At 73.0% G+C, this 17,729-nt stretch carries 16 protein-coding genes; 3 read left to right on the top strand and 13 right to left on the bottom strand.

The features are described from left to right. The 8 genes from cobA to ACQY0Z_RS18080 all read right to left on the bottom strand — a co-directional run bounded on the left by cobA (window position 1) and on the right by ACQY0Z_RS18080 (window position 11,244). The gene (gene cobA / locus ACQY0Z_RS18115) at window positions 1-1,236 is read right to left on the bottom strand and encodes a uroporphyrinogen-III C-methyltransferase (protein WP_189901375.1); all 1,236 of its coding nucleotides are present in this window, start codon (window positions 1,234-1,236) and stop codon (window positions 1-3) included. 210 nt (window positions 1,237-1,446) lie between these two features. Beyond that, window positions 1,447-5,049, bottom strand: a complete 3,603-nt coding sequence (gene cobT / locus ACQY0Z_RS18110) for a nicotinate-nucleotide--dimethylbenzimidazole phosphoribosyltransferase (protein ID WP_439812534.1) — start codon at window positions 5,047-5,049, stop codon at window positions 1,447-1,449. Window positions 5,050-5,418: 369 nt separating this feature from the next. Further along, entirely contained in the window at window positions 5,419-6,630 is a 1,212-nt protein-coding gene (gene cbiE, locus ACQY0Z_RS18105; protein WP_254587960.1) for a precorrin-6y C5,15-methyltransferase (decarboxylating) subunit CbiE, read from the bottom strand. 127 nt (window positions 6,631-6,757) lie between these two features. Next, on the bottom strand, window positions 6,758-7,396 hold the full coding sequence (locus ACQY0Z_RS18100) for a GNAT family N-acetyltransferase (protein WP_439812533.1): 639 nt from the start codon (window positions 7,394-7,396) through the stop codon (window positions 6,758-6,760). Window positions 7,397-7,525: 129 nt separating this feature from the next. Next, the gene (locus tag ACQY0Z_RS18095; RefSeq protein WP_254587959.1) at window positions 7,526-8,353 is read right to left on the bottom strand and encodes a MetQ/NlpA family ABC transporter substrate-binding protein; all 828 of its coding nucleotides are present in this window, start codon (window positions 8,351-8,353) and stop codon (window positions 7,526-7,528) included. 78 nt (window positions 8,354-8,431) lie between these two features. Continuing rightward, window positions 8,432-9,169, bottom strand: coding sequence for a methionine ABC transporter permease (locus tag ACQY0Z_RS18090; protein ID WP_439812532.1), 738 nt, complete (start codon window positions 9,167-9,169; stop codon window positions 8,432-8,434). Further along, complete coding sequence (locus ACQY0Z_RS18085) at window positions 9,166-10,203, bottom strand: methionine ABC transporter ATP-binding protein (RefSeq protein WP_189901387.1); 1,038 nt, start codon at window positions 10,201-10,203, stop codon at window positions 9,166-9,168. The genes ACQY0Z_RS18090 and ACQY0Z_RS18085 overlap by 4 nt, the downstream gene beginning before the upstream one ends. 390 nt (window positions 10,204-10,593) lie before the next feature. After that, complete coding sequence (locus ACQY0Z_RS18080) at window positions 10,594-11,244, bottom strand: HAD family hydrolase (RefSeq protein WP_439812531.1); 651 nt, start codon at window positions 11,242-11,244, stop codon at window positions 10,594-10,596. A gap of 94 nt (window positions 11,245-11,338) precedes the next feature. On the opposite strand from ACQY0Z_RS18080, the gene ACQY0Z_RS18075 reads away from it, so the two are divergent. Both ACQY0Z_RS18075 and ACQY0Z_RS18070 read left to right on the top strand, forming a co-directional pair. Further along, a complete protein-coding gene (locus ACQY0Z_RS18075; RefSeq protein ID WP_019527127.1) occupies window positions 11,339-11,698 on the top strand; it encodes a hypothetical protein in 360 nt (119 codons plus the stop codon). A 1-nt stretch (window position 11,699) separates the two neighbouring features. Next, window positions 11,700-12,128, top strand: a complete 429-nt coding sequence (locus tag ACQY0Z_RS18070) for a hypothetical protein (protein ID WP_189901391.1) — start codon at window positions 11,700-11,702, stop codon at window positions 12,126-12,128. 30 nt (window positions 12,129-12,158) lie between these two features. Here ACQY0Z_RS18070 and ACQY0Z_RS18065 read toward each other — a convergent pair whose 3' ends face one another. The 3 genes from ACQY0Z_RS18065 to ACQY0Z_RS18055 form a co-directional block, all read right to left on the bottom strand. Beyond that, window positions 12,159-12,656, bottom strand: coding sequence for a GNAT family N-acetyltransferase (locus tag ACQY0Z_RS18065; protein WP_189901540.1), 498 nt, complete (start codon window positions 12,654-12,656; stop codon window positions 12,159-12,161). A 57-nt stretch (window positions 12,657-12,713) separates the two neighbouring features. Beyond that, window positions 12,714-13,226, bottom strand: a complete 513-nt coding sequence (locus ACQY0Z_RS18060; protein ID WP_439812530.1) for a sigma-70 family RNA polymerase sigma factor — start codon at window positions 13,224-13,226, stop codon at window positions 12,714-12,716. A gap of 75 nt (window positions 13,227-13,301) precedes the next feature. Beyond that, window positions 13,302-14,480 (bottom strand): glycerophosphodiester phosphodiesterase, encoded by a 1,179-nt coding sequence (locus ACQY0Z_RS18055; RefSeq protein WP_189901394.1) that lies wholly within the window; start codon window positions 14,478-14,480, stop codon window positions 13,302-13,304. Window positions 14,481-14,893: 413 nt separating this feature from the next. Between ACQY0Z_RS18055 and ACQY0Z_RS18050 the strand changes: the two genes are divergently transcribed. Then, window positions 14,894-15,568 (top strand): lysophospholipid acyltransferase family protein, encoded by a 675-nt coding sequence (locus ACQY0Z_RS18050; protein ID WP_137210160.1) that lies wholly within the window; start codon window positions 14,894-14,896, stop codon window positions 15,566-15,568. 59 nt (window positions 15,569-15,627) lie between these two features. On the opposite strand, the gene ACQY0Z_RS18045 is transcribed toward ACQY0Z_RS18050, so the two are convergent. Both ACQY0Z_RS18045 and ACQY0Z_RS18040 read right to left on the bottom strand, forming a co-directional pair. Further along, a complete protein-coding gene (locus ACQY0Z_RS18045; protein WP_381727440.1) occupies window positions 15,628-17,154 on the bottom strand; it encodes an MFS transporter in 1,527 nt (508 codons plus the stop codon). Next, a complete protein-coding gene (locus ACQY0Z_RS18040) occupies window positions 17,151-17,720 on the bottom strand; it encodes a TetR/AcrR family transcriptional regulator (RefSeq protein ID WP_347225998.1) in 570 nt (189 codons plus the stop codon). Before ACQY0Z_RS18040 ends, ACQY0Z_RS18045 begins: the two co-directional genes overlap by 4 nt. Window positions 17,721-17,729 lie beyond the last annotated feature (9 nt).

Below are 17,729 nucleotides of genomic sequence, written 5' to 3'. Positions count from 1 at the left end.
TCAGGCGGCCGTCCCGTCCGGGCCCACGGCCACGACGTCGCCGATGACGATGACCGCCGGGGGCTTCACGTCCTGGGCGACGACCGTCTCGCCGACCGTGGCGAGGGTGGCGTCGACGCGGCGCTGGGCGGCGGTGGTGCCCTCCTGGACGAGGGCGACCGGGGTGTCCGGGGACTTGCCGTGCGCGACGAGGGTCTCGGCGATCCGGCCGATCTTGTCGACGCCCATGAGGATCACCAGGGTGCCGGTCAGCTTGGCCAGGGACGGCCAGTCGACCAGGGAGCGCTCGTCGTCAGGGGCGACATGGCCGCTGACCACGGTGAACTCGTGCGCCACACCGCGGTGGGTGACGGGGATGCCGGCCGCGCCCGGCACGGAGATGGAGCTGGAGATGCCGGGGACGACGGTGCAGGGGATGCCGGCCTCGGTGAGGGCGTGCAGTTCCTCCATGCCGCGCCCGAAGACGTACGGGTCGCCGCCCTTGAGGCGGACCACGGCCTTGCCCTGCTTGGCGTGCTCGATCAGCGCGTCGTTGATGGCCTCCTGCGCCATGAACCGCCCGTAGGGGATCTTCGCCGCGTCGATCACCTCGACATGCGGCGGGAGTTCGGCGAGGAGGTCGCGCGGGCCGAGGCGGTCGGCGATGACGACGTCGGCCTCGGCGAGCAGACGGCGGCCGCGCACGGTGATGAGGTCCGGGTCGCCGGGGCCGCCGCCGACGAGGGCGACGCCCGCCGTGCGGGTGCGGTGGTGCGGGGCGACGAGGGTGCCGTCGCGCAGTCCTTCGACCACGGCGTCGCGGACGGCCGCGGTGTGCCGGGGGTCGCGTCCACGCGCGTCGGTGGTGAGCACGGCGACGGTGACGCCCTCGCTGTGTCCGGTCGCCGGGGTCCAGGCGGTGGCCTGGTCGGCGTCGTCGGAGCGGACGCACCAGACGCGGTGTGCCTCGGCCTCGGCGGACGCGGCGGTGTTGGCGTCGGGGTCGCTGGTGGCGATCAGCGCGTACCAGGCGTCGGCGAGGTCGCCCTCGGCGTAGGGGCGGCGGTGCCAGGTGATCTCACCGGCGTCCGCCATGGCCTCCACGGAGGGGGTGGCCTCCGGTGACACGAGGTGGATGTCGGCGCCCGCCCTGATCAGGGCGGGGAGACGCCGCTGGGCGACCTGACCGCCGCCGAGGACGACGACCCGGCGTCCGGTGAGGCGGAGGCCTACGGGGTAGGGCGGGTGTTCGGCCATCAGCTGGGGCTCCTCGGACGAGCGATGGGTCAGCGGGCACGCTGCGGCGTCGGAGCGGGCCTGACGTGGCATTTTATGCCCGCGGGCGGCGAAGGTGGGGTGGGTCCGGGGAGTGGGACGGGTCTCACCCGGGACCGGCGCGCCGTACGCGGCCGCCACGGGCGGCGTCCCCGCCCGCCCGTGGCGATGCGGGCGGGGACGTCCGTGCTTCTACTTCTCCGTCACGCCCGCCGAGTCGAACGTGGCGACCTCGTGCATGGCGCGGGCCGTGCTCTGCACGAGCGGGAGCGCGAGCAGCGCTCCCGTGCCCTCGCCGAGCCGCAGGTCGAGATCGACCAGCGGGCGCAGGCCCAGCTTGTTGAGCGCGGCCACATGGCCGGGTTCCGCGCTGCGGTGGCCGGCGATGCAGGCCGCGAGGACCTCCGGCGCGATGGCGCGGGCGACCAGGGCGGCGGCGCCGGCGCTGACGCCGTCCAGGATCACCGGCGTACGCAACGACGCACCGCCGAGCAGCAGGCCCACCATCGCCGCGTGCTCGAACCCTCCGACCGCGGCCAGCACGCCGAGCGGGTCGGACGGGTCCGGCTGGTGCAGGTCCAGGGCGCGGCGCACGACGTCGGTCTTGCGGGCGAGCGTCTCGTCGTTGATGCCGGTGCCGCGGCCCGTGACCTCGGCCGGGTCGGCGCCGGTGTACACGGAGATGAGGGCCGCGGACGCCGTGGTGTTCGCGATGCCCATCTCACCGGTGAGCAGGGCCTTGTTGCCGGCCGCGACCAGGTCGCGGGCGGTCTCGATGCCCACCTCGATGGCCTGCTTGGCCTCCTCGCGGGTCATGGCGGGCCCGGCGGTCATGTCGGACGTGCCGGCGCGGATCTTGCGCGGCAGCAGTCCGGGCGTGGCCGGCAGGTCGGAGGAGACGCCCACGTCGACCACGCACACCTCGGCGCCGACCTGGGCGGCGAAGGCGTTGCACACCGCTCCGCCGCCGAGGAAGTTGGCCACCATCTGGGCGGTGACCTCCTGCGGCCAGGGGGTGACGCCCTGGGCGTGCACCCCGTGGTCACCGGCGAAGATCGCGACGGCGGCGGGCTCGGGGATCGGCGGCGGGCACTGCCGGGACAGCCCCGACAGCTGGGCGGAGATGATCTCCAGCATGCCGAGCGCTCCGGCCGGCTTGGTCATGCGCTTCTGGCGCTCCCACGCCTCGCCGAGCGCCTTGGCGTCCAGCGGGCGGATCTGCGCGACGGTCTCGGCAAGCAGGTCGTGGGGGTCCTCTCCGGGCAGGGCGCGGCGGCCGTACGTCTCCTCGTGCACCACCCAGGACAGGGGGCGCCGCTTGGACCAGCCGGCCTGCATCAGCTCGGGCTCGTCCGGGAACTCGTCGACGTAGCCGACGCACAGGTAGGCGACGACCTCCAGGTGCTCGGGCAGGTCCAGGGCGCGGACCATCTCCCGCTCGTCGAAGAAGCTGACCCAGCCGACGCCGAGGCCCTCCGCGCGGGCGGCGAGCCAGAGGTTCTCCACCGCGAGCGCCGAGGAGTACGGCGCCATCTGCGGCTGGGTGTGCCGGCCGAGGGTGTGGCGACCGCCGCGCGTGGGGTCGGCGGTGACCACGATGTTCACCGGGGTGTCGAGGATGGCCTCGATCTTCAGTTCCTTGAACTGCTTGGCCCGGCCCTTGGGGAGCGTCTTGGCGTAGGCCTCGCGCTGGCGCGTCGCCAGTTCGTGCATCCGGCGCCGGGTCTCCTCGGAGCGGATGACGACGAAGTCCCAGGGCTGCGAGTGCCCGACGGAGGGCGCGGTGTGGGCGGCCTCCAGGACGCGCAGCAGCACCTCGTGCGGGATGGGGTCGCCGCGGAAGCCGTTGCGGATGTCGCGGCGCTCGCGCATCACCTTGAGCACGGCCTCGCGCTCGGCGTCCGCGTAACCGGGGGCGGCGGGACCGGCCGGCTCGGGCTGCCGCGCGGGCTCGGGCTCGACGCCGGCGCCCTGGGTGTCCAGGTCGTCGGGGGTCTGGGCAAGTTCGGCGTCGGCGGCGGGGGCGTCGGGAACGGCGGGGGCCTCGGGGGCCGTCTCCTCGGGGACCGGCACGCCCTGCGGCGGGGTCGGGGCGAGGTGGGGCGCGGTGGGCACGGTGCCGTCCACGGGGACGAACTGGCCCAGCGGCTGGTCCGCCTCGGGCTCCAGCGGCAGGGTGCCGGGCAGCGGGGTCGCGTGCGCGGGCGTCTGCTGGGGGCCCTGGACGGGCTCGGAGGCGGCAGGGGGCTCGACCGCGGACGCGGGGCCCGGGGCGGGCTCGACGGCCTCCGGGGCGGCCGGTTCGGCGGGCGCGGGGGCCACGTCGGGGACCAGTTCCGCCGTGGGGGCGACGGCCTCGGGCGCGGGGGCAACGGCTTCGGAGGCGGGGGCAAGGGCCTCGGGCGCGGGGGCAAGGGCCTCGGGCGCGGGGGCAACGGCTTCGGGCGCGGGGGCAACGGCTTCGGGCGCGGGGGCAACGGCTTCGGGCGCGGGCGCCTGCTCGTCGGCCGGGGCCTGGTCTGGGGCCTGGGCGGCCACGGTCTCCGGTTCCTCCGCTGCCGGTACGGCGGTGTTGGGCGCCTCGGCGGGTGGGGCTTCCGGTGCCTGTGCGTCCTGCGGCTCTACGGCCTCCCGCACGGGGGCGGGCTCAGGCGCCTCCGGGGCCTGCACGTCCTGCACGTCCTGCACGTCCTGTACGGGCGCAGGCTGCTCGGGCGCCTCCGCCACCTGAACCGCCTCGGGCGCGACCGCCTCCGCCACGGGGGCGTCCTGAGCCACCTCGGCGGCAGCCTCCGCGTCCGGCGTACCGGCAGTCTCCTCAGTGGCCGCCTGCGGCACGTCAGCGTCGGCGACAGCGGCCTGAGCGGCCTCGCCCTCCGGTGCCTGCGCCTGCTCCGGCACGACCACCGCCGCGTCGGCGTCCTGCGCCTCCTGAGCCACAGGCTCGTCAGCGACAGGCTCGTGAGCGGCGGGCGGCACCTCCGCACCCTGGCCCTCGGCCACGGGCACGCCACCGTCCCCCGCCTCATCCGCGTCCGGAACGACAGCAGCCGCGTCCACCGGAGCCGACGCGCCCGCGTCACCGCCCGTCACGCCACCAGCCGCCACGCCCCCGGGCACACCCTGCCCAGGAACCACCGGCGTCCCCTGCTCCCCGTACGCCGCCGCAGGCGTCTGCTCGCCCTCCGGGGCGACCGCCGTGCCGACCGCCTGGGTGGCTACCCGGGCGACGGCAGCCTGGGCCGGGTCCGCCGGTCCCGCGGCCGGAACCTGGGCGACCCAGGGCGCGGCCTGCGGCGCCGCCGCCTCGCGCGTGCGCGGGACGTCGAGGTACTCGGGGCCGAGGGTCGGCGGGCCCGGCTGGCGGGCCGGGAGGTCGGCGGGGCCGCGGTCGGCGAGGGAGCGGACCGGGCTCGCGGACAGGTCGGGCAGCGGCGGGCCGAGGTGCAGCGGACGGCGCGGCGGGGCCGGAGCCGGCGAAGGGGCGGGCGCCGGCGCCTGCGGCTGCGGCTGCGGCTCGGGCGGGCGGACGCCGCCGAGGTCGACGGAGCCGCTGTCACGGCCGTCCGTCTCGTGCGGGCCCGGCTGGTGGACGGTCTCGACGACCGGCGCGGGCGCGGGCGGCGCGATCTCGTTGCCCCAGGCGCCCTGGGCGCCCGGCAGCAGCAGGTCTTCGTCCTCGGCGGGACTGTCGGAGAGGTAGGTGTACGCGTCCGGCGCGGCGACGCCCGGCTGCTCCACCCTGCCTGCGTTCTCCGGCAGTCCCTCGCCCGGGACCTGGCCGGTGTCGGTCATGCGTACCCCTCGCCCATCGGTTAGTGCTCCTACGACCAGCTCACCCGGAACGGCGCACCGACCGCCCCACACTGAAGAACGAGCGTGCGTCCCCAGCGGCACGAACGGCCCGCCCGAAAAAGGCGACAAAGCCATTCACTGGCATTGTCGCGGGCGCACCGCCGTCGCGTCAGCTTGATCGGCGACGGTTCCGCTGTGGACTGCGCCACGTTGCGCGTCCTCCGGTTCCTGCCGTACCACGACCCACCCCAAAACGGGCGCGCTTTTTGGACATTGGCCGACGAAGCGCCGGGTGACCAGTGCGGTACAACGATCGGCCAGCCTACCGCGCGCAGTACGACAAACCGATCACGGGGACGGCTATGGGGGTCAGCGGCCGCGGGCGGGCAGCACCCCGCTGAGCAGGAACGCGACGCTCCGTTCCTTCTCCGTCCAGGCCCTGGTGTCGAGTTCGACGGACTGGAGCAGGGAGCACTCGACGCGGTAGCCGTGTTCCGTCAGGTTCCGGCCGATCAGTTCGGCGTCGTCGCGGGTGGCGGCGTGGGTGACGATGCGCTGCGGGCGCCGGTCGGCCACGGCGGAGACCACGGCCGCTCCCCCGCCGCCGACCCGCACCACGTCGGGTTCGGGGAGGTTCTCCAGGATCTGCGGCGCGGCGCCGTGGACGATCTGGATCTGGACGCCCTGGCGACGCGCGGCGGCGTCGGTGCGGGCGCAGGCGTGCCGGTCGCGGTCGACGGCGATGACGGCGGCCCCGGCCCGCGCGGCGTCGGTGGCGAACGCGCCGGAGCCGCAGCCGATGTCCCAGACGAGGTCGCCAAGGCCCGGTCCCAGGCGGGCGAGTTGGCCGACGCGCACGGGTTCCCGCTCGCCCTCGCCGAGGTCGCCGCCGTACTCGCCGGCGGGCAGGGTCCAGCCGCGCGGCCCCGCCGACGGGTTGCGTCCGGCGATCCAGCCGGCGGAGTCGCCGGAGGCCACGGGACCGCCGATGACGATGACCACGTTGGGGTCGCGCCAGGTGTGGTCGGCGGCCTTGTCGGAGGTGACGACGGTGACCTGTTCGCGCTCGGTGCCGAGTTCCTCGCAGATGACGAAAGAGCGGTGGACGCCCTCCATCAGCAGGCCGAGTTCGGCGGGTCCGGCGCCGGGCGAGGTGAGAACCGCCACTTTGGTGTGGGCGCGGCACACGTTCACCGCGCGGCGCAGGGTGCGGGGGTGGGCGACGACCACTTCGGCGTCGTCCCAGGGCATCCCGGCCCGGGCGAAGGCGGCGGCGACCGAGGAGACCGCGGGCACGACCTCGACCTCCAGGCCGAACTCGGGTGCGCGCAGGGTGCGTACGACGCCGAAGAAGCCCGGGTCGCCGTCGGCGAGCACGACCGCGGTGCCGCGGTGGGCGGCGATGCGGCGGGCGGCGAGGGAGACGGAGCCGAGGCGGATGCGCTCGGCCGCGGCGGGCACCTCGGGGAGCGCCAGGTGGTGTGCGGCGCCGGCGACCAGCGTGGCGGCGCCGAGTGCGGCGCGTGCCGCGTCGGTCAGCGGCGAGCCGTCCCAGCCGATCACCGTGACCCGGTCGGCCATCGTCGTCAGTCTCCTGAGGTTTGCGCAGGTAGTCGTCGGCTGTTCCGCCCGGAGGCGGTCTGCTGAGATTACCTGGTGCGGTCACGGGCCGCCGCGCCGGTGCGGGCCGTCGTACGCCCCTCGGTCGTCAGTTCCAGTCGGTGTAGCCGGGGAAGCCGCCGCTGTCGGCCAGTTGTCCGTCCGCGCCCTCGATGTCCTCGGGCAGCAGGCTCCACACGATGTAGTCGGTGCGGACCTCGCTCCAGCCGCCGTCCTCGCCGCGGACCCTGGCTATACAGGCGTTGCGCAGGACGCCCTCGCTGATGCAGCCGATCTTCTGGGCGACCTGCTGGGCGGCGGTGTTGTCGGCGGCGGTGCGCAGTTCGATGCGCTGGAGCTTCTGGTCGCCGAAGAGCCACTGGGCGGTGGCGAACGCGGCCTCGGAGGCGTAGCCCTCGCCGCGCGCCCAGGGGGCGACGATGTACGACAGTTCGGTGGAGCGGACGTGCCAGTTGGTGCGGGTGAGCCGGATGAGGCCGACCAGGCGCTGGGTGAGGAACTCGGCGACGGCGAGGTCCAGGCCGTGTCCGGCGGCCCGTTCGGCGGGGGCGTACTCGGTGATCCAGGTGCGGGCGGTGTCCTCGGTGAACGGCTGAGGGACGCCGGTCCAGGCGCCCACCTGCTCGTCGTTCATCATCGCGGCGAGGGCGGGGACGTCGTCCGCGTCGAGGGGACGCAGCACCAACCGCTCCGTGCTGAGGGAGATGTCGGGGAAGGTGCTCGTCATGCGCCGCTCCGTAACTGAGAGACCGTCGGGTGCTGCTGAACTGCCCAGCATGCAGCATGAAAGCACCGGTACGCACCACGGGGTCCACCCCTTGCGCGGAGTGGACCCCGTGGCCGGTGCGAGGCCGGTTCAGAAGGAGGCGAGCACCGAGCCGGCGTACGTGTCCTCGATGAACTTCTTCACCTCGGGCGAGGTGAGGAGCTTCGCGAGCTTCTTGACGCGCGGATCGTTCTCCTGGCCCTCCTTGACGGCGAGCAGGTTGCTGTTCGGGTTGTCCTTGGCCTCCTCGAGGACCAGGGCGTCCTCGGCGGGCTTCAGGTCGGCCTCGATGGCGTAGTTGCCGTTGACCACGGAGGCGTCGACGTCGTTCAGGACGCGCGGGGTCTGGGCGGCCTCGAGCTCCTTGAACTTGAGCTTCTTGGGGTTCTCGGTGATGTCCGCGGGGGTGGCCGAGGTGCCGACGCCGTCCTTGAGGGTGATCAGGCCGTTGGCGGCGAGCAGCTGCAGCGCCCGGCCCTCGTTGACCGTGTCGTTCGGGATCGCGATGGTGGCACCGCTCTTCAGCGCGTCGGCCTTCTTCACCTTCTGCGAGTAGAGGCCGAGCGGCTCCAGGTGCACGTCGACGACCGACACGATGTGGGTGCCGTTCTTCTTGTTGAAGTCGTCGAGGTACGGCTGGGTCTGGAAGAAGTTGGCGCCGACCGAGCCGTCCTCCGTCGCGGTGTTCGGGGTGACGTAGTCGGTGAACTCGCGGACCTGGAGGTCGAGGCCGGCCTTCTCGGCGAGGTTGTCCTTGACGAAGGTCAGGATCTCGGCGTGGGGCACGGGGCTCGCGGCGACGACCAGCGGGCCGGAGGTGTCGGTGGCGGCGTCCTTGTCCGAGCCGCAGGCGGAGAGCCCGAGGGTGAGGGCTCCGGCGGCGAGGACGGCGGTGGTGATCTTGGCGGTGTTACGCACGAAAAGTGCCTTTCCTTGGGTGGTGCGACCCCGTCTTGGTGCACGGGGAGTCTGGGGAGTGCGGGTGGCAGGGCCGGGTCAGGCGACCTTGCCGACCTCGGCGGGAGCGGGCTCCTCGCCCTTCAGCAGCCGCAGCTTCGGACCGGGTCCGGAGCGGGCGCCGCGGCGGTGCAGGGCGCGGGCGGCGAAGTCGCCGGCGAACTGGATCAGCGAGATGACCACGGCGAGGACCGCCACGGTGATCCACATCAGTCCGGTCTCGAAGCGCTGGTAGCCGTAGCGGACGGCGAGGTCGCCGAGTCCGCCGCCGCCGACCGTGCCGGCCATGGCGGAGTAGCCGATGAGCGCGATGACCGTGGTGGTCGTGGAGGCGATCAGTGAGGGCAGCGCCTCGGGGACGAGGACCTTGCGGACGATGGTCCAGGTGTTGCCGCCCATCACCTGCACGGCCTCCACGAGCCCGTCGTCCACCTCGCGCACGGCGGTCTCGACGAGCCGCGCGAAGAAGGGGATGCCGCCGATGGCGAGCGGCACGATCGCGGCCTCGCTGCCGATGGTGGTGCCGGTCACCCAGCGGGTGAAGTTCATCAGGGCGACCATGAGGATGATGAACGGCAGCGAGCGGCCGATGTTCACGATCTGCCCGATGACCTTGTTCACCACGGTGTTCTGCAGCAGTCCGCCCTTGTCGGTGAGGACCAGCAGGATGCCGAGCGGAAGGCCGCCGACGACGGCGATCAGGGTGGACCAGCCGACCATGATCAGCGTCTCGGTACAGGCCTGTTCCAGCAGCGGCTGCATCTCGGACCAGGTCACTTGGCGCCCTCCTTCACCAGCGCGGGCTCGTCGTGGCCGACGACGTCGATCTGCAGGCCCTGCTCGCGCAGGAAGCCGATGGGCACGACGTTGTCCTCGTAGCGGCCGGGCAGTTCGATGCGCATCCGGCCGACCTGGAGTCCGCCGACGGTGTCGATGGCTGCGCCGAGGATCGATATGTCGATGTTGTAGGTGCGGGAGAGCTGGGAGATGACCGGCTGGGTCGCGCTCTCGCCCTGGAAGGTCACGTCGACGACGGTGCGGTCGTCGCCGCTCGCCTCGCCGCCGACGGGGAACAGCGCGGCGGCCAGTTCCGAGCCGGGGGAGGCCAGCAGGTCGGTGACCGTGCCGGACTCGACGATGCGGCCCTTCTCCATGAGGGCGGCCGAGTCGCAGATCGACTTCACGACGTCCATCTCGTGCGTGATGAGCAGGACGGTGAGGCCGAGCTGGCGGTTGAGGTCGCGCAGCAGCTGGAGGATCGAGCGGGTGGTCTCCGGGTCCAGGGCGCTGGTGGCCTCGTCGGAGAGCAGCACCTTGGGGTCGCCTGCGAGGGCGCGGGCGATGCCGACGCGCTGCTTCTGGCCGCCGGAGAGCTGGGCCGGGTAGGCCTTGGCCTTGTCGGCGAGGCCGACCAGGTCGAGCAGTTCCAGCGCCTTGCGGGAGCGTTCCTTGCCGGACTTGCCGAGGATCTCCAGCGGGAGTTCGACGTTGTCCTGCACGGTGCGCGAGGACAGCAGGTTGAAGTGCTGGAAGACCATGCCGATGCGGCTGCGCGCCTGGCGGAGCTCCCGGCCGGCGCGGGGGCCGCGGCCGGCGAGCGCGGTGAGGTCCTGCCCGGCCACGGTCACGGTGCCCGAGGTGGGACGCTCCAGCAGGTTGACGCAGCGGATCAGGGAGGACTTGCCGGCGCCGGACTGACCGATGACGCCGTAGACCTCGCCTTCGCGGACGTGCAGGTCGACGCCGTCCAGGGCGGTGACCTCGCGGCCGCGCGAGCGGTAGACCTTGGTGAGGCCCGAGGTGGTGATCACGTGGGTTTCCGTACTGTCGAGTGCGCGGCGCGTCGTGGGCGCCGGGCACGTGGCATGCAGGGAATGGCGGCAGGGCGGCACGGATCTCGCGGACATGCGGAAGACCGGGGAGAAACGTGCGCGGGGCGTGGCTCGGTCGCGCGTGCGGGGCACGCGGGCGGACGCGAGCCGGCTCTCGCTTCGGGGCGCGAGGCTCAGGCGGTGCGGGGGCCCTCTAGAAGGCGCGCATTCGGAGGGGACACATACAACGAGCACCGGGCGTCATGGTCGCCTCGGTCGCAGGGGTGCGGTCGCTCGTCGTGGTCATGTTCGCCAGTAAAGCAGACGTTCACTTCTGAACGGACCCGGCCGTCCGCATAGTGGACAGTCGTGGACACCCCCGCCGGCGTGTCAGGGCCGTACGGCGATCTCGATCCCGGCATCCGTGACCAGCGCGGACAGGGCCGACAGGTCCTTCACGACCAGGTCGGCGGTCAGCTCCTCGGCACGGTGGGTTGTGGCCAAGGCCACGGTCGTCATGCCGGCGGCGCGGCCCGCCTGAAGCCCGGCGGGGGCGTCCTCGAAGACCACGCAGTCGGCGGGGTCGACGCCGAGCAGGCGCGCGGCGAGCAGATAGGGCTCGGGGTCGGGCTTGCCGCGGGTGATGTCGTCGGCGGCGACGAGGGTCTTGGGCAGGATGCCGGCGGCGCCCAGCCGGGCCTCGGCGAGCCGCCGGGTGGCGGAGGTGACCACGGCCCAGCGCTCGGCGGGCAGTGCGGCGAGGAACTCCTTCGTGCCGGGCAGCAGGCTGACGCCGCCGTCGGTGACGTCCTCCACCTCCAGGTCCTCGATGCGCGCGACGGCCTGCGGCACGACGTGGGCGGGCAGCAGGTCGGCGGCTATCTCGGCGGCCGGCCGTCCGTGCAGCTCGATCCGCGCGAAGTCCTCGGCCGTCAGCCCGTATTCCACGGCCCACCGCGTCCAGCAGCGGTTGACGGAGTCCAGGGAGGACACGAGAGTGCCGTCGTTGTCGAAGAGCAGGGCGCGCGCATGGATGGTCATGCCATCGACCCTACGGGGGGCGGGGCCCGGACCGGGAACGACGGCCGCGGGGCCGACGTCGGCGCCGCTTTTCCGGCGTAATAGGCTCCCTGCCATGCTGGATGTCCTGACCGTGGTGACCGCTGTCGCCGCGCTGCTGCTCGCCGCCTGGTGCGGCTGGGCCGCCTATCGTGACCAGCCGACGAAGGACTGGCATTTCATCGGCATGGCCGTGGTGACGCTGCTGGCTCTGGTGCAGCTGGTGGTCGGGATCGTGCAGCTGGCCCGGGGCGAGAAGCCGGAGCAGGGCACGACGATCTTCGTGGCGTATCTGCTGGGCTCGTTCGCCTGCGTCCCGGCGGCCGGTTTCCTGTCGCTGGGCGAGCGCACCCGCTGGGGTTCGGTGACCGTCGCCGCGAGCGGCGTGGTGCTGGCCGTGCTCGAGGTGCGGCTGTTCGACATCTGGGGAGGCTGAGGTGACCGCGACGCAGGAGAGGCCGAAGCGGACGCGGCTGGCGAGCGGCCCCGGACTGCTGCTGGTCTGGCTGTACGGCGTGATGGTGGTGGGCGCGGTGTCGCGCTCGGCGTACCAGATCGCCACCGAGTTCGACCGGGCGCCGCTCGCCTACACGCTGTCCGCGCTGGCCGGCCTGGTCTACGGCTTCATCACCTACACGCTGGTGCGCGGCGGGGAGAAGGCCCGCAGGGCGGCGCTGGTGTGCTGCGCCGCCGAGCTGGTGGGCGTGCTGACCGTCGGCACCTGGACGCTGGTGGAGCCGTCCGCCTTCCCCGACGCGACCGTGTGGTCCGACTACGGGATGGGTTACCTCTTCATCCCGGTGCTGCTGCCGCTGACCGCCGTGTACTGGCTGCGCCGGTCGCGCGCCCAGGAGCCGGCCGCCTGACGGGCGGCCGACCCTGTCACGCCGTCACGGTCAGGCGGTCGTCGCGTACGTCTCCGCGTTCTTCTCCAGCACGATCATCGGTACGCCGTCGGCGCCGCGGGACGTGCCCACGCGCTGGTAGCCGACCTTGCTGTAGAGGCGGAGGTTGCTCTCGCTGCGGTGCCCTGCGTGCAGCCGGAACGTGCGGGCGCCGCGCTCGCCGGCGAGGGCGGACTCGGCGGCCTTGAGGAGCCGGGCGCCGATGCCGTGGCCCTGGAGGCGGGGGTGGACGCAGAGCTTGCCGATCGCGGCGGCGCCGTCCTCGGTGATCCTGCCGTGCACCGACCCGACGATCTCGTCGCCGAGGCGCGCGACGAACACGCAGTCCTGGACGACCTCCTCGCGGACCGAGTCGAGGGTCTGGACCAGGGGATCGATGCGGTAGTTGCCGTAGAGGGCCGCTTCGCTCTGGAAGCACAGGTACTGCAACCTGAAGATCTGCTCCGCGTCCTGCTCGGCCGCCGCAGAGATGGTCACGCTCATGCCCATGTGCGCACGCCTCCCGCTCACCTGATCACCTGTCGTCCCCCACTCCTATCCCCGTCCTCAGCCCGCCGCAACCTCCGCCGCGAGTAAACGACGCAGACATCCCAGGCATCTGGAGCGTTCCGGACCGAGACTGCCCTGTGAGATACCCAACTCCCCTGCGATTTCCCGGTATGTCGGTTCGCGCGGGGACAGCAGCGCGGCGAGCAGACCGGGGCAGCGGCCGGGGAGCCGGCGCACCGCGTCACGCAGCGCGCGGCGGTGGGCGGCGACGAGCGCCAGCCGTTCCGGGTCGTGCCGGCCGACGTCGGCGGGTTCGCAGGTCAGCGCGGTTTCGCGGCGGGCGGTGCGGCGGATGCGGCGGGCCTCGGCGCGGATCGCGCGGCGCAGCCAGAGCGGAGGGTCGGCGGGCGGTCCCCCGCGGCGGAGCCGCTCGAGGAGGCGGAGCCAGACCGCCTGTTCCAGGTCGCCCGGTTCGGCGCCGCTGCCGGAGGTCTCGGCGGCGGCCTCGGCGGCGAGGAGGGGGCCGAGCAGCAGGATCAGGTCGTCGGCGGGAAGCGCGTGGGTGCTCACACGCGCATCGACACGTGCGCCCCGGGCGGGGTTGCCCGGGGCGCGCGCAGCTCACCCTTTCCAGGGCGGTGCGGGTCAGTCGTTGACGAAGTCCTCCCGGGCCAGCAGGCCGGTGTCGGGGTGGTCGGTGAAGACGCCGTCGATGCCGGTGGCGAAGTAGGCGCGGTAGGCGCCGAAGACGTCGCCGTAGGCGTCGGCGTCGGCGCCCTTGCGGAACTCCGCGGGCAGGAACGGGTTTTCGTTGCGCATGGTGTAGGGGTGCAGGATCAGGCCCGCGCGGTGGGCGTCCGTGACCAGGGTGGTGGGCTCGGTGAGCCGGCCCTCGGAGTCACGCGGAATGACCAGGTTCAGGGTGGGGCCGATGCCCTGCGCGTAGGAGGCGATCTCCTTCAGGCCCTTGGGCGTGATCAGGTCGTCGACGGTGCGCGGGTCGCCGGCCTCGATGAAGTCATAGGGGCGGGTGCCCGCCGCGTCGAGCAGGACGACGAGCGGGTTGCCGACCAGCCGGCTCAGCCGCTCGACGGCCGTGGGCTCGAACGACTGGAGGATGACGGGCGAGTTCCGGCGGTCCTTGCCGTGCCGGCGCAGCACCTTCGCCACCCGCTCCTCCAGGCCGAGGCCCAGCTTGCGGAAGTAGGTGGGGTGCTTGAGCTCGGGGTAGATCCACACCTGCTTGCCGCGCCTGCGGGTCTGCTCGTCCTGCCAGCGCAGCACCTCCTCGAAGGTGGGGATCTCCCAGCGGCCGTTGTAGAGGGTGTTGTGCGGGCGGTTGGCCGGGATGCGCTCCACGGCGCGCAGCCGCTTGAGCTCGGCGAGCGTGAAGTCCTCGGTGAACCAGCCGGTGACCTGGACGCCGTCCAGCGTCTTGGTGGTGCGGCGGCCGGCGAACTCGGGGTGCTCGGCGACGTCGGTGGTGCCGCCGATCTCCGGCTCGTGGCGGCAGACGAGGTGACCGTCCTTGGTGGGGACGAGGTCGCCGGCCTCGACGATGTCCGCGCCCATGTCGAGGGCGAGCTGGTACGAGCCGAAGGTGTGCTCGGGCCGGTAGCCGCTGGCGCCGCGGTGACCGATGATCGTCGGCACGGGCAGGCTGTCGAGACCCCGGCCGCGTCCGCTCCCCCGTCCGGCGCCCTGGGCCGCGCGGGCCGTGCCGGCGAGCCCGAGGACGGTGCCGCCCGCGCCGAGGACCGCCGCCCCGAGCACGGCCCGCCGGCCGGTCCGGCTCGCCTGTTCGTTCGACTCCGGTGTCGCCATGAACGCCTCCTGTGTCGGCTGGTGCGGTGCGGGCCGATCGTAGGTGTGTCCGGTTGACGCACGGGAGACCTCGGGCCGAACACACGGGTGGTGTCGCATGACGTACATCCCTCCTGCGGATGACGTACGTCTGTCGTATTCCGGCGGGGATGTGACGGCGCGTCCGGTTCGTGTCCGCGGGCTCGGGTACCCGGGCGGTGCGCGGGTCCGGGCGAGCCGCGTCACAGCGTGACGGCCGTGTTGCGCGCCGCCCGCGGACACGGTCGCGCAGGTGAACCCGGGTCAAGAGTCCGTAAGACCTCGGTTAACTGCCACGAGCCCGATGTGCGCGACTCCCCGGACCGCGAGTAATGTCCTCACCTGCACAGACTCATACGGCATTCGTCGACGTCCGCTTCCCACCGGAGGGCCCGTTGTCCCGCTTCGCGCTCATCAAGGCAGTGCTCGGTCCGATCATGCGCCTGATGTTCCGCCCACGGGTGGAGGGCGCGGAGCACATCCCGGGCGACGGTCCGGTGATCCTGGCGGGCAACCATCTGACGTTCATCGACTCGATGATCCTGCCGCTGGTGTGCGACCGGCAGGTCTTCTTCATCGGCAAGGACGAGTACGTCACCGGCAAGGGCCTCAAGGGGCGGCTGATGGCGTGGTTCTTCACCGGCGTCGGCATGATCCCCGTGGACCGCGACGGCGGGCGGGGCGGCGTGGCCGCGCTGATGACCGGGCGCCGGGTGCTGGAGGAGGGCAACGTCTTCGGGATCTACCCGGAGGGCACCCGCTCCCCCGACGGCCGCCTCTACCGCGGCCGCACCGGCATCGCCCGGCTGACGCTGATGACCGGCGCGCCGGTGGTGCCGTTCGCGATGATCGGCACGGACAAGCTGCAGCCGGGCGGGGCGGGGCTGCCCCGGCCCGGGCGGGTCACCGTCCGGTTCGGTGAGGCGATGGAGTTCTCCCGTTACGAGGGGATGGACCGCGACCGGTACGTGCTGCGGGCGGTCACCGACTCGGTGATGGCGGAGGTCATGCGGCTGTCGGGGCAGGAGTACGTGGACATGTACGCCAGTAAGGCCAAGGAAGCGGCCTAGTTTCGGCGCCGTTGTTCTCTGCGGGTGCGTGGGGGTTTCTCGGGCAGTTCCCCGCGCCCCTACGGGGTGTTGTCCAGGCGTTCGTTCTTCAGCATGAGCCAGGCTGCTGCTGAGGCCATGAGGAGTACTGCTGCTCCTGTGCCTGCTGCCAGGGTGAGGCCGTTGACGAATGCTTCGCGGGCCGCTTCCAGCATGGGTTCGGCTGTGGCGGGGGGCATGTGGGTTGCCGCTTCGACCGCGCTGCCCAGGGATTCGTGGGCGGTCGGTGGGGTGCCCTGCGGGGCCGGGAAGCCGCGGTAGACGCCTGTGACGATCGAGCCCAGGACCGCAATGCCCAGGGCCGCGCCCAGTTCGTAGGCCGTCTCCGAGACGGCCGAGGCCGCTCCCGCCTGTTCCTTCGGGACGCTGGAGAGGATCACGTCCGCCGTCACCGTGAAGGAGAAGCCCGCGCCCGCGCCGACCACCAGCAGGGCCGTGCCCAGCAGGGGGTAGCCGGTGGACTGGCCGATGACGGTGAGGGCGGCCAGGGCCAGGCCGATCGCCGCCAGGCCCCCGGCGACGACCGAGCGCACCGAGAAGCGGCGTGCCGTCCGGCCCGCGACCAGGCCGGCCGCCACCGCGCCGATCGCGGCGGGGAGTTCCGCGAGGCCCGCCTCGAACGGGCGCCTCCCCTGGACCAGTTGCAGGTACTGGGAGAGGAAGAAGACCAGGCCGGACAGGCCGAGGATGGTCAGGAGGTCGGCGAGCACGGCCCCGCTGAAGCCCCGGCTGCGGAACAGCCGCATGTCCAGGAGGGGCTTCGGGAGCGACAGCTGACGGCGGACGAACAGGTACAGGGCCGTCGCGCCCAGCAGACCCGCCGCGAGGGCGGCCGCGCCCGTGCCGTGGCTCGCGGTCTCCTTCACCGCGTAGACCACGCCGATCATCCCGGCGAGGGACAGGGCCACGCTGGTCAGGTCCCACGGGCCCGGTTCGGGGGTGCGGGACTCCGGAAGGAGCTTGACGCCGACGAGCACCAGGACCGCCATGACCGGCAGGTTGATGAGGAAGACCGAGCCCCACCAGAAGTGTTCGAGAAGCAGTCCGCCGAGAATCGGGCCGACCGCCGTGCCCGCGGAGGCGGTCGCGCCCCAGATGCCGATGGCGAGGCTGCGCTCGCGCGGGTCGTGGAAGAGGTTGCGGATCAGCGCGAGGGTGGCCGGCATCAGCGTGGCCCCCGCGACGCCGAGCAGGGCGCGCGCCGCGATCATCACCTCGGGCGTGTGCGCGTAGGCGTTGAGCACGGAGATCAATCCGAACGCGGCGGCGCCGTACAGCAGGATCCGCTTGCGGCCGATGCGGTCGCCGAGGCTGCCCATCGACACGAGCAGTCCGGCGAGGACGAAGGAGTAGACGTCGCCGATCCACAGCAGTTGCGAGCCGGTGGGAGCCAGGTCCTCGCTGATGTACGGGGTGGCGAGGCCGAGAACGGTCGCGTCGACGGCCACCAGCAGGACGGCGAGCACGAGGACCGACAGGGCGAGCCAGCGGCCGGGGCGGGGCGCCGTGTCCTCGGCCGGGGCTGCCGTCGGTATGGCGCTGGTCATGATTCCTTCCCTGCCGCCGGTTCCGCCGGCCGTCGTACGCCGCCGAGCAGCAGCTCGACGATCATGTGGGTGAAGTCCTTGGGGGCGACCCTGCCTTCGGCGACCGCCCAGGCTGCGGAGGCGAGCAGGCCGTAGAGGGCCTCGGTGAGCCAGGCCGGGGTGAGGTCGATGCGGAACTCGCCGCTCGACTGGCCGCGCCGGAACAGCGCGGCGATGCGCTCGTCGATCCTCGCCCAGCCCTCGTTCTGCTCCTCGCCCTCGAAGAGCTGGTTCTCGGAGTAGAGGAAGGCGAGCAGGCCCGCGTGCGGTTCGATCTCGGCGACCAGGCGCCGTACGGCGTCGGTGGCGGGGCCTTCGTCGGTGCGGGCGGCGGCGAGGGCGGCCTCGCACTCGGCGATGCCAAGCGCCTCCAGCGCGCGGACCAGCGCGTCCCGGCCGGCGAACTGCCGGTGCAGGGTGGCGCGGCTGATCCCGGCGGCCCTGGCGACCTCGTCCATGGTCGCGGTGGATTTGCGGGTCAGCAGGGCGGCGGCGGTACGCAGCACCCGGTCTCGGTCGACAGCCATGAGACGACG

Origin of the sequence: Streptomyces sp. P9-2 (assembly GCF_051903975.1) — a bacterium.
Taxonomy (GTDB): Bacteria; Actinomycetota; Actinomycetes; order Streptomycetales; family Streptomycetaceae; genus Streptomyces; species Streptomyces cellulosae.
This window is presented reverse-complemented; position numbering and strand designations above follow the sequence as displayed.

Bases quoted from the DNA above. Each gene is read 5' to 3' on its own strand.
- ACQY0Z_RS18055 (WP_189901394.1), bottom strand. From the start codon at position 14,480: ATGGCGACACCGGAGTCGAACGAACAGGCGAGCCGGACCGGCCGGCGG.
- ACQY0Z_RS18045 (WP_381727440.1), bottom strand. From the start codon at position 17,154: ATGACCAGCGCCATACCGACGGCAGCCCCGGCCGAGGACACGGCGCCC.
- ACQY0Z_RS18040 (WP_347225998.1), bottom strand. From the start codon at position 17,720: ATGGCTGTCGACCGAGACCGGGTGCTGCGTACCGCCGCCGCCCTGCTG.
- ACQY0Z_RS18100 (WP_439812533.1), bottom strand. From the start codon at position 7,396: ATGACGAGCACCTTCCCCGACATCTCCCTCAGCACGGAGCGGTTGGTG.
- cobT (WP_439812534.1), bottom strand. From the start codon at position 5,049: ATGACCGACACCGGCCAGGTCCCGGGCGAGGGACTGCCGGAGAACGCA.
- ACQY0Z_RS18075 (WP_019527127.1), top strand. From the start codon at position 11,339: ATGCTGGATGTCCTGACCGTGGTGACCGCTGTCGCCGCGCTGCTGCTC.
- ACQY0Z_RS18065 (WP_189901540.1), bottom strand. From the start codon at position 12,656: ATGGGCATGAGCGTGACCATCTCTGCGGCGGCCGAGCAGGACGCGGAG.
- cobA (WP_189901375.1), bottom strand. From the start codon at position 1,236: ATGGCCGAACACCCGCCCTACCCCGTAGGCCTCCGCCTCACCGGACGC.
- ACQY0Z_RS18080 (WP_439812531.1), bottom strand. From the start codon at position 11,244: ATGACCATCCATGCGCGCGCCCTGCTCTTCGACAACGACGGCACTCTC.
- cbiE (WP_254587960.1), bottom strand. From the start codon at position 6,630: ATGGCCGACCGGGTCACGGTGATCGGCTGGGACGGCTCGCCGCTGACC.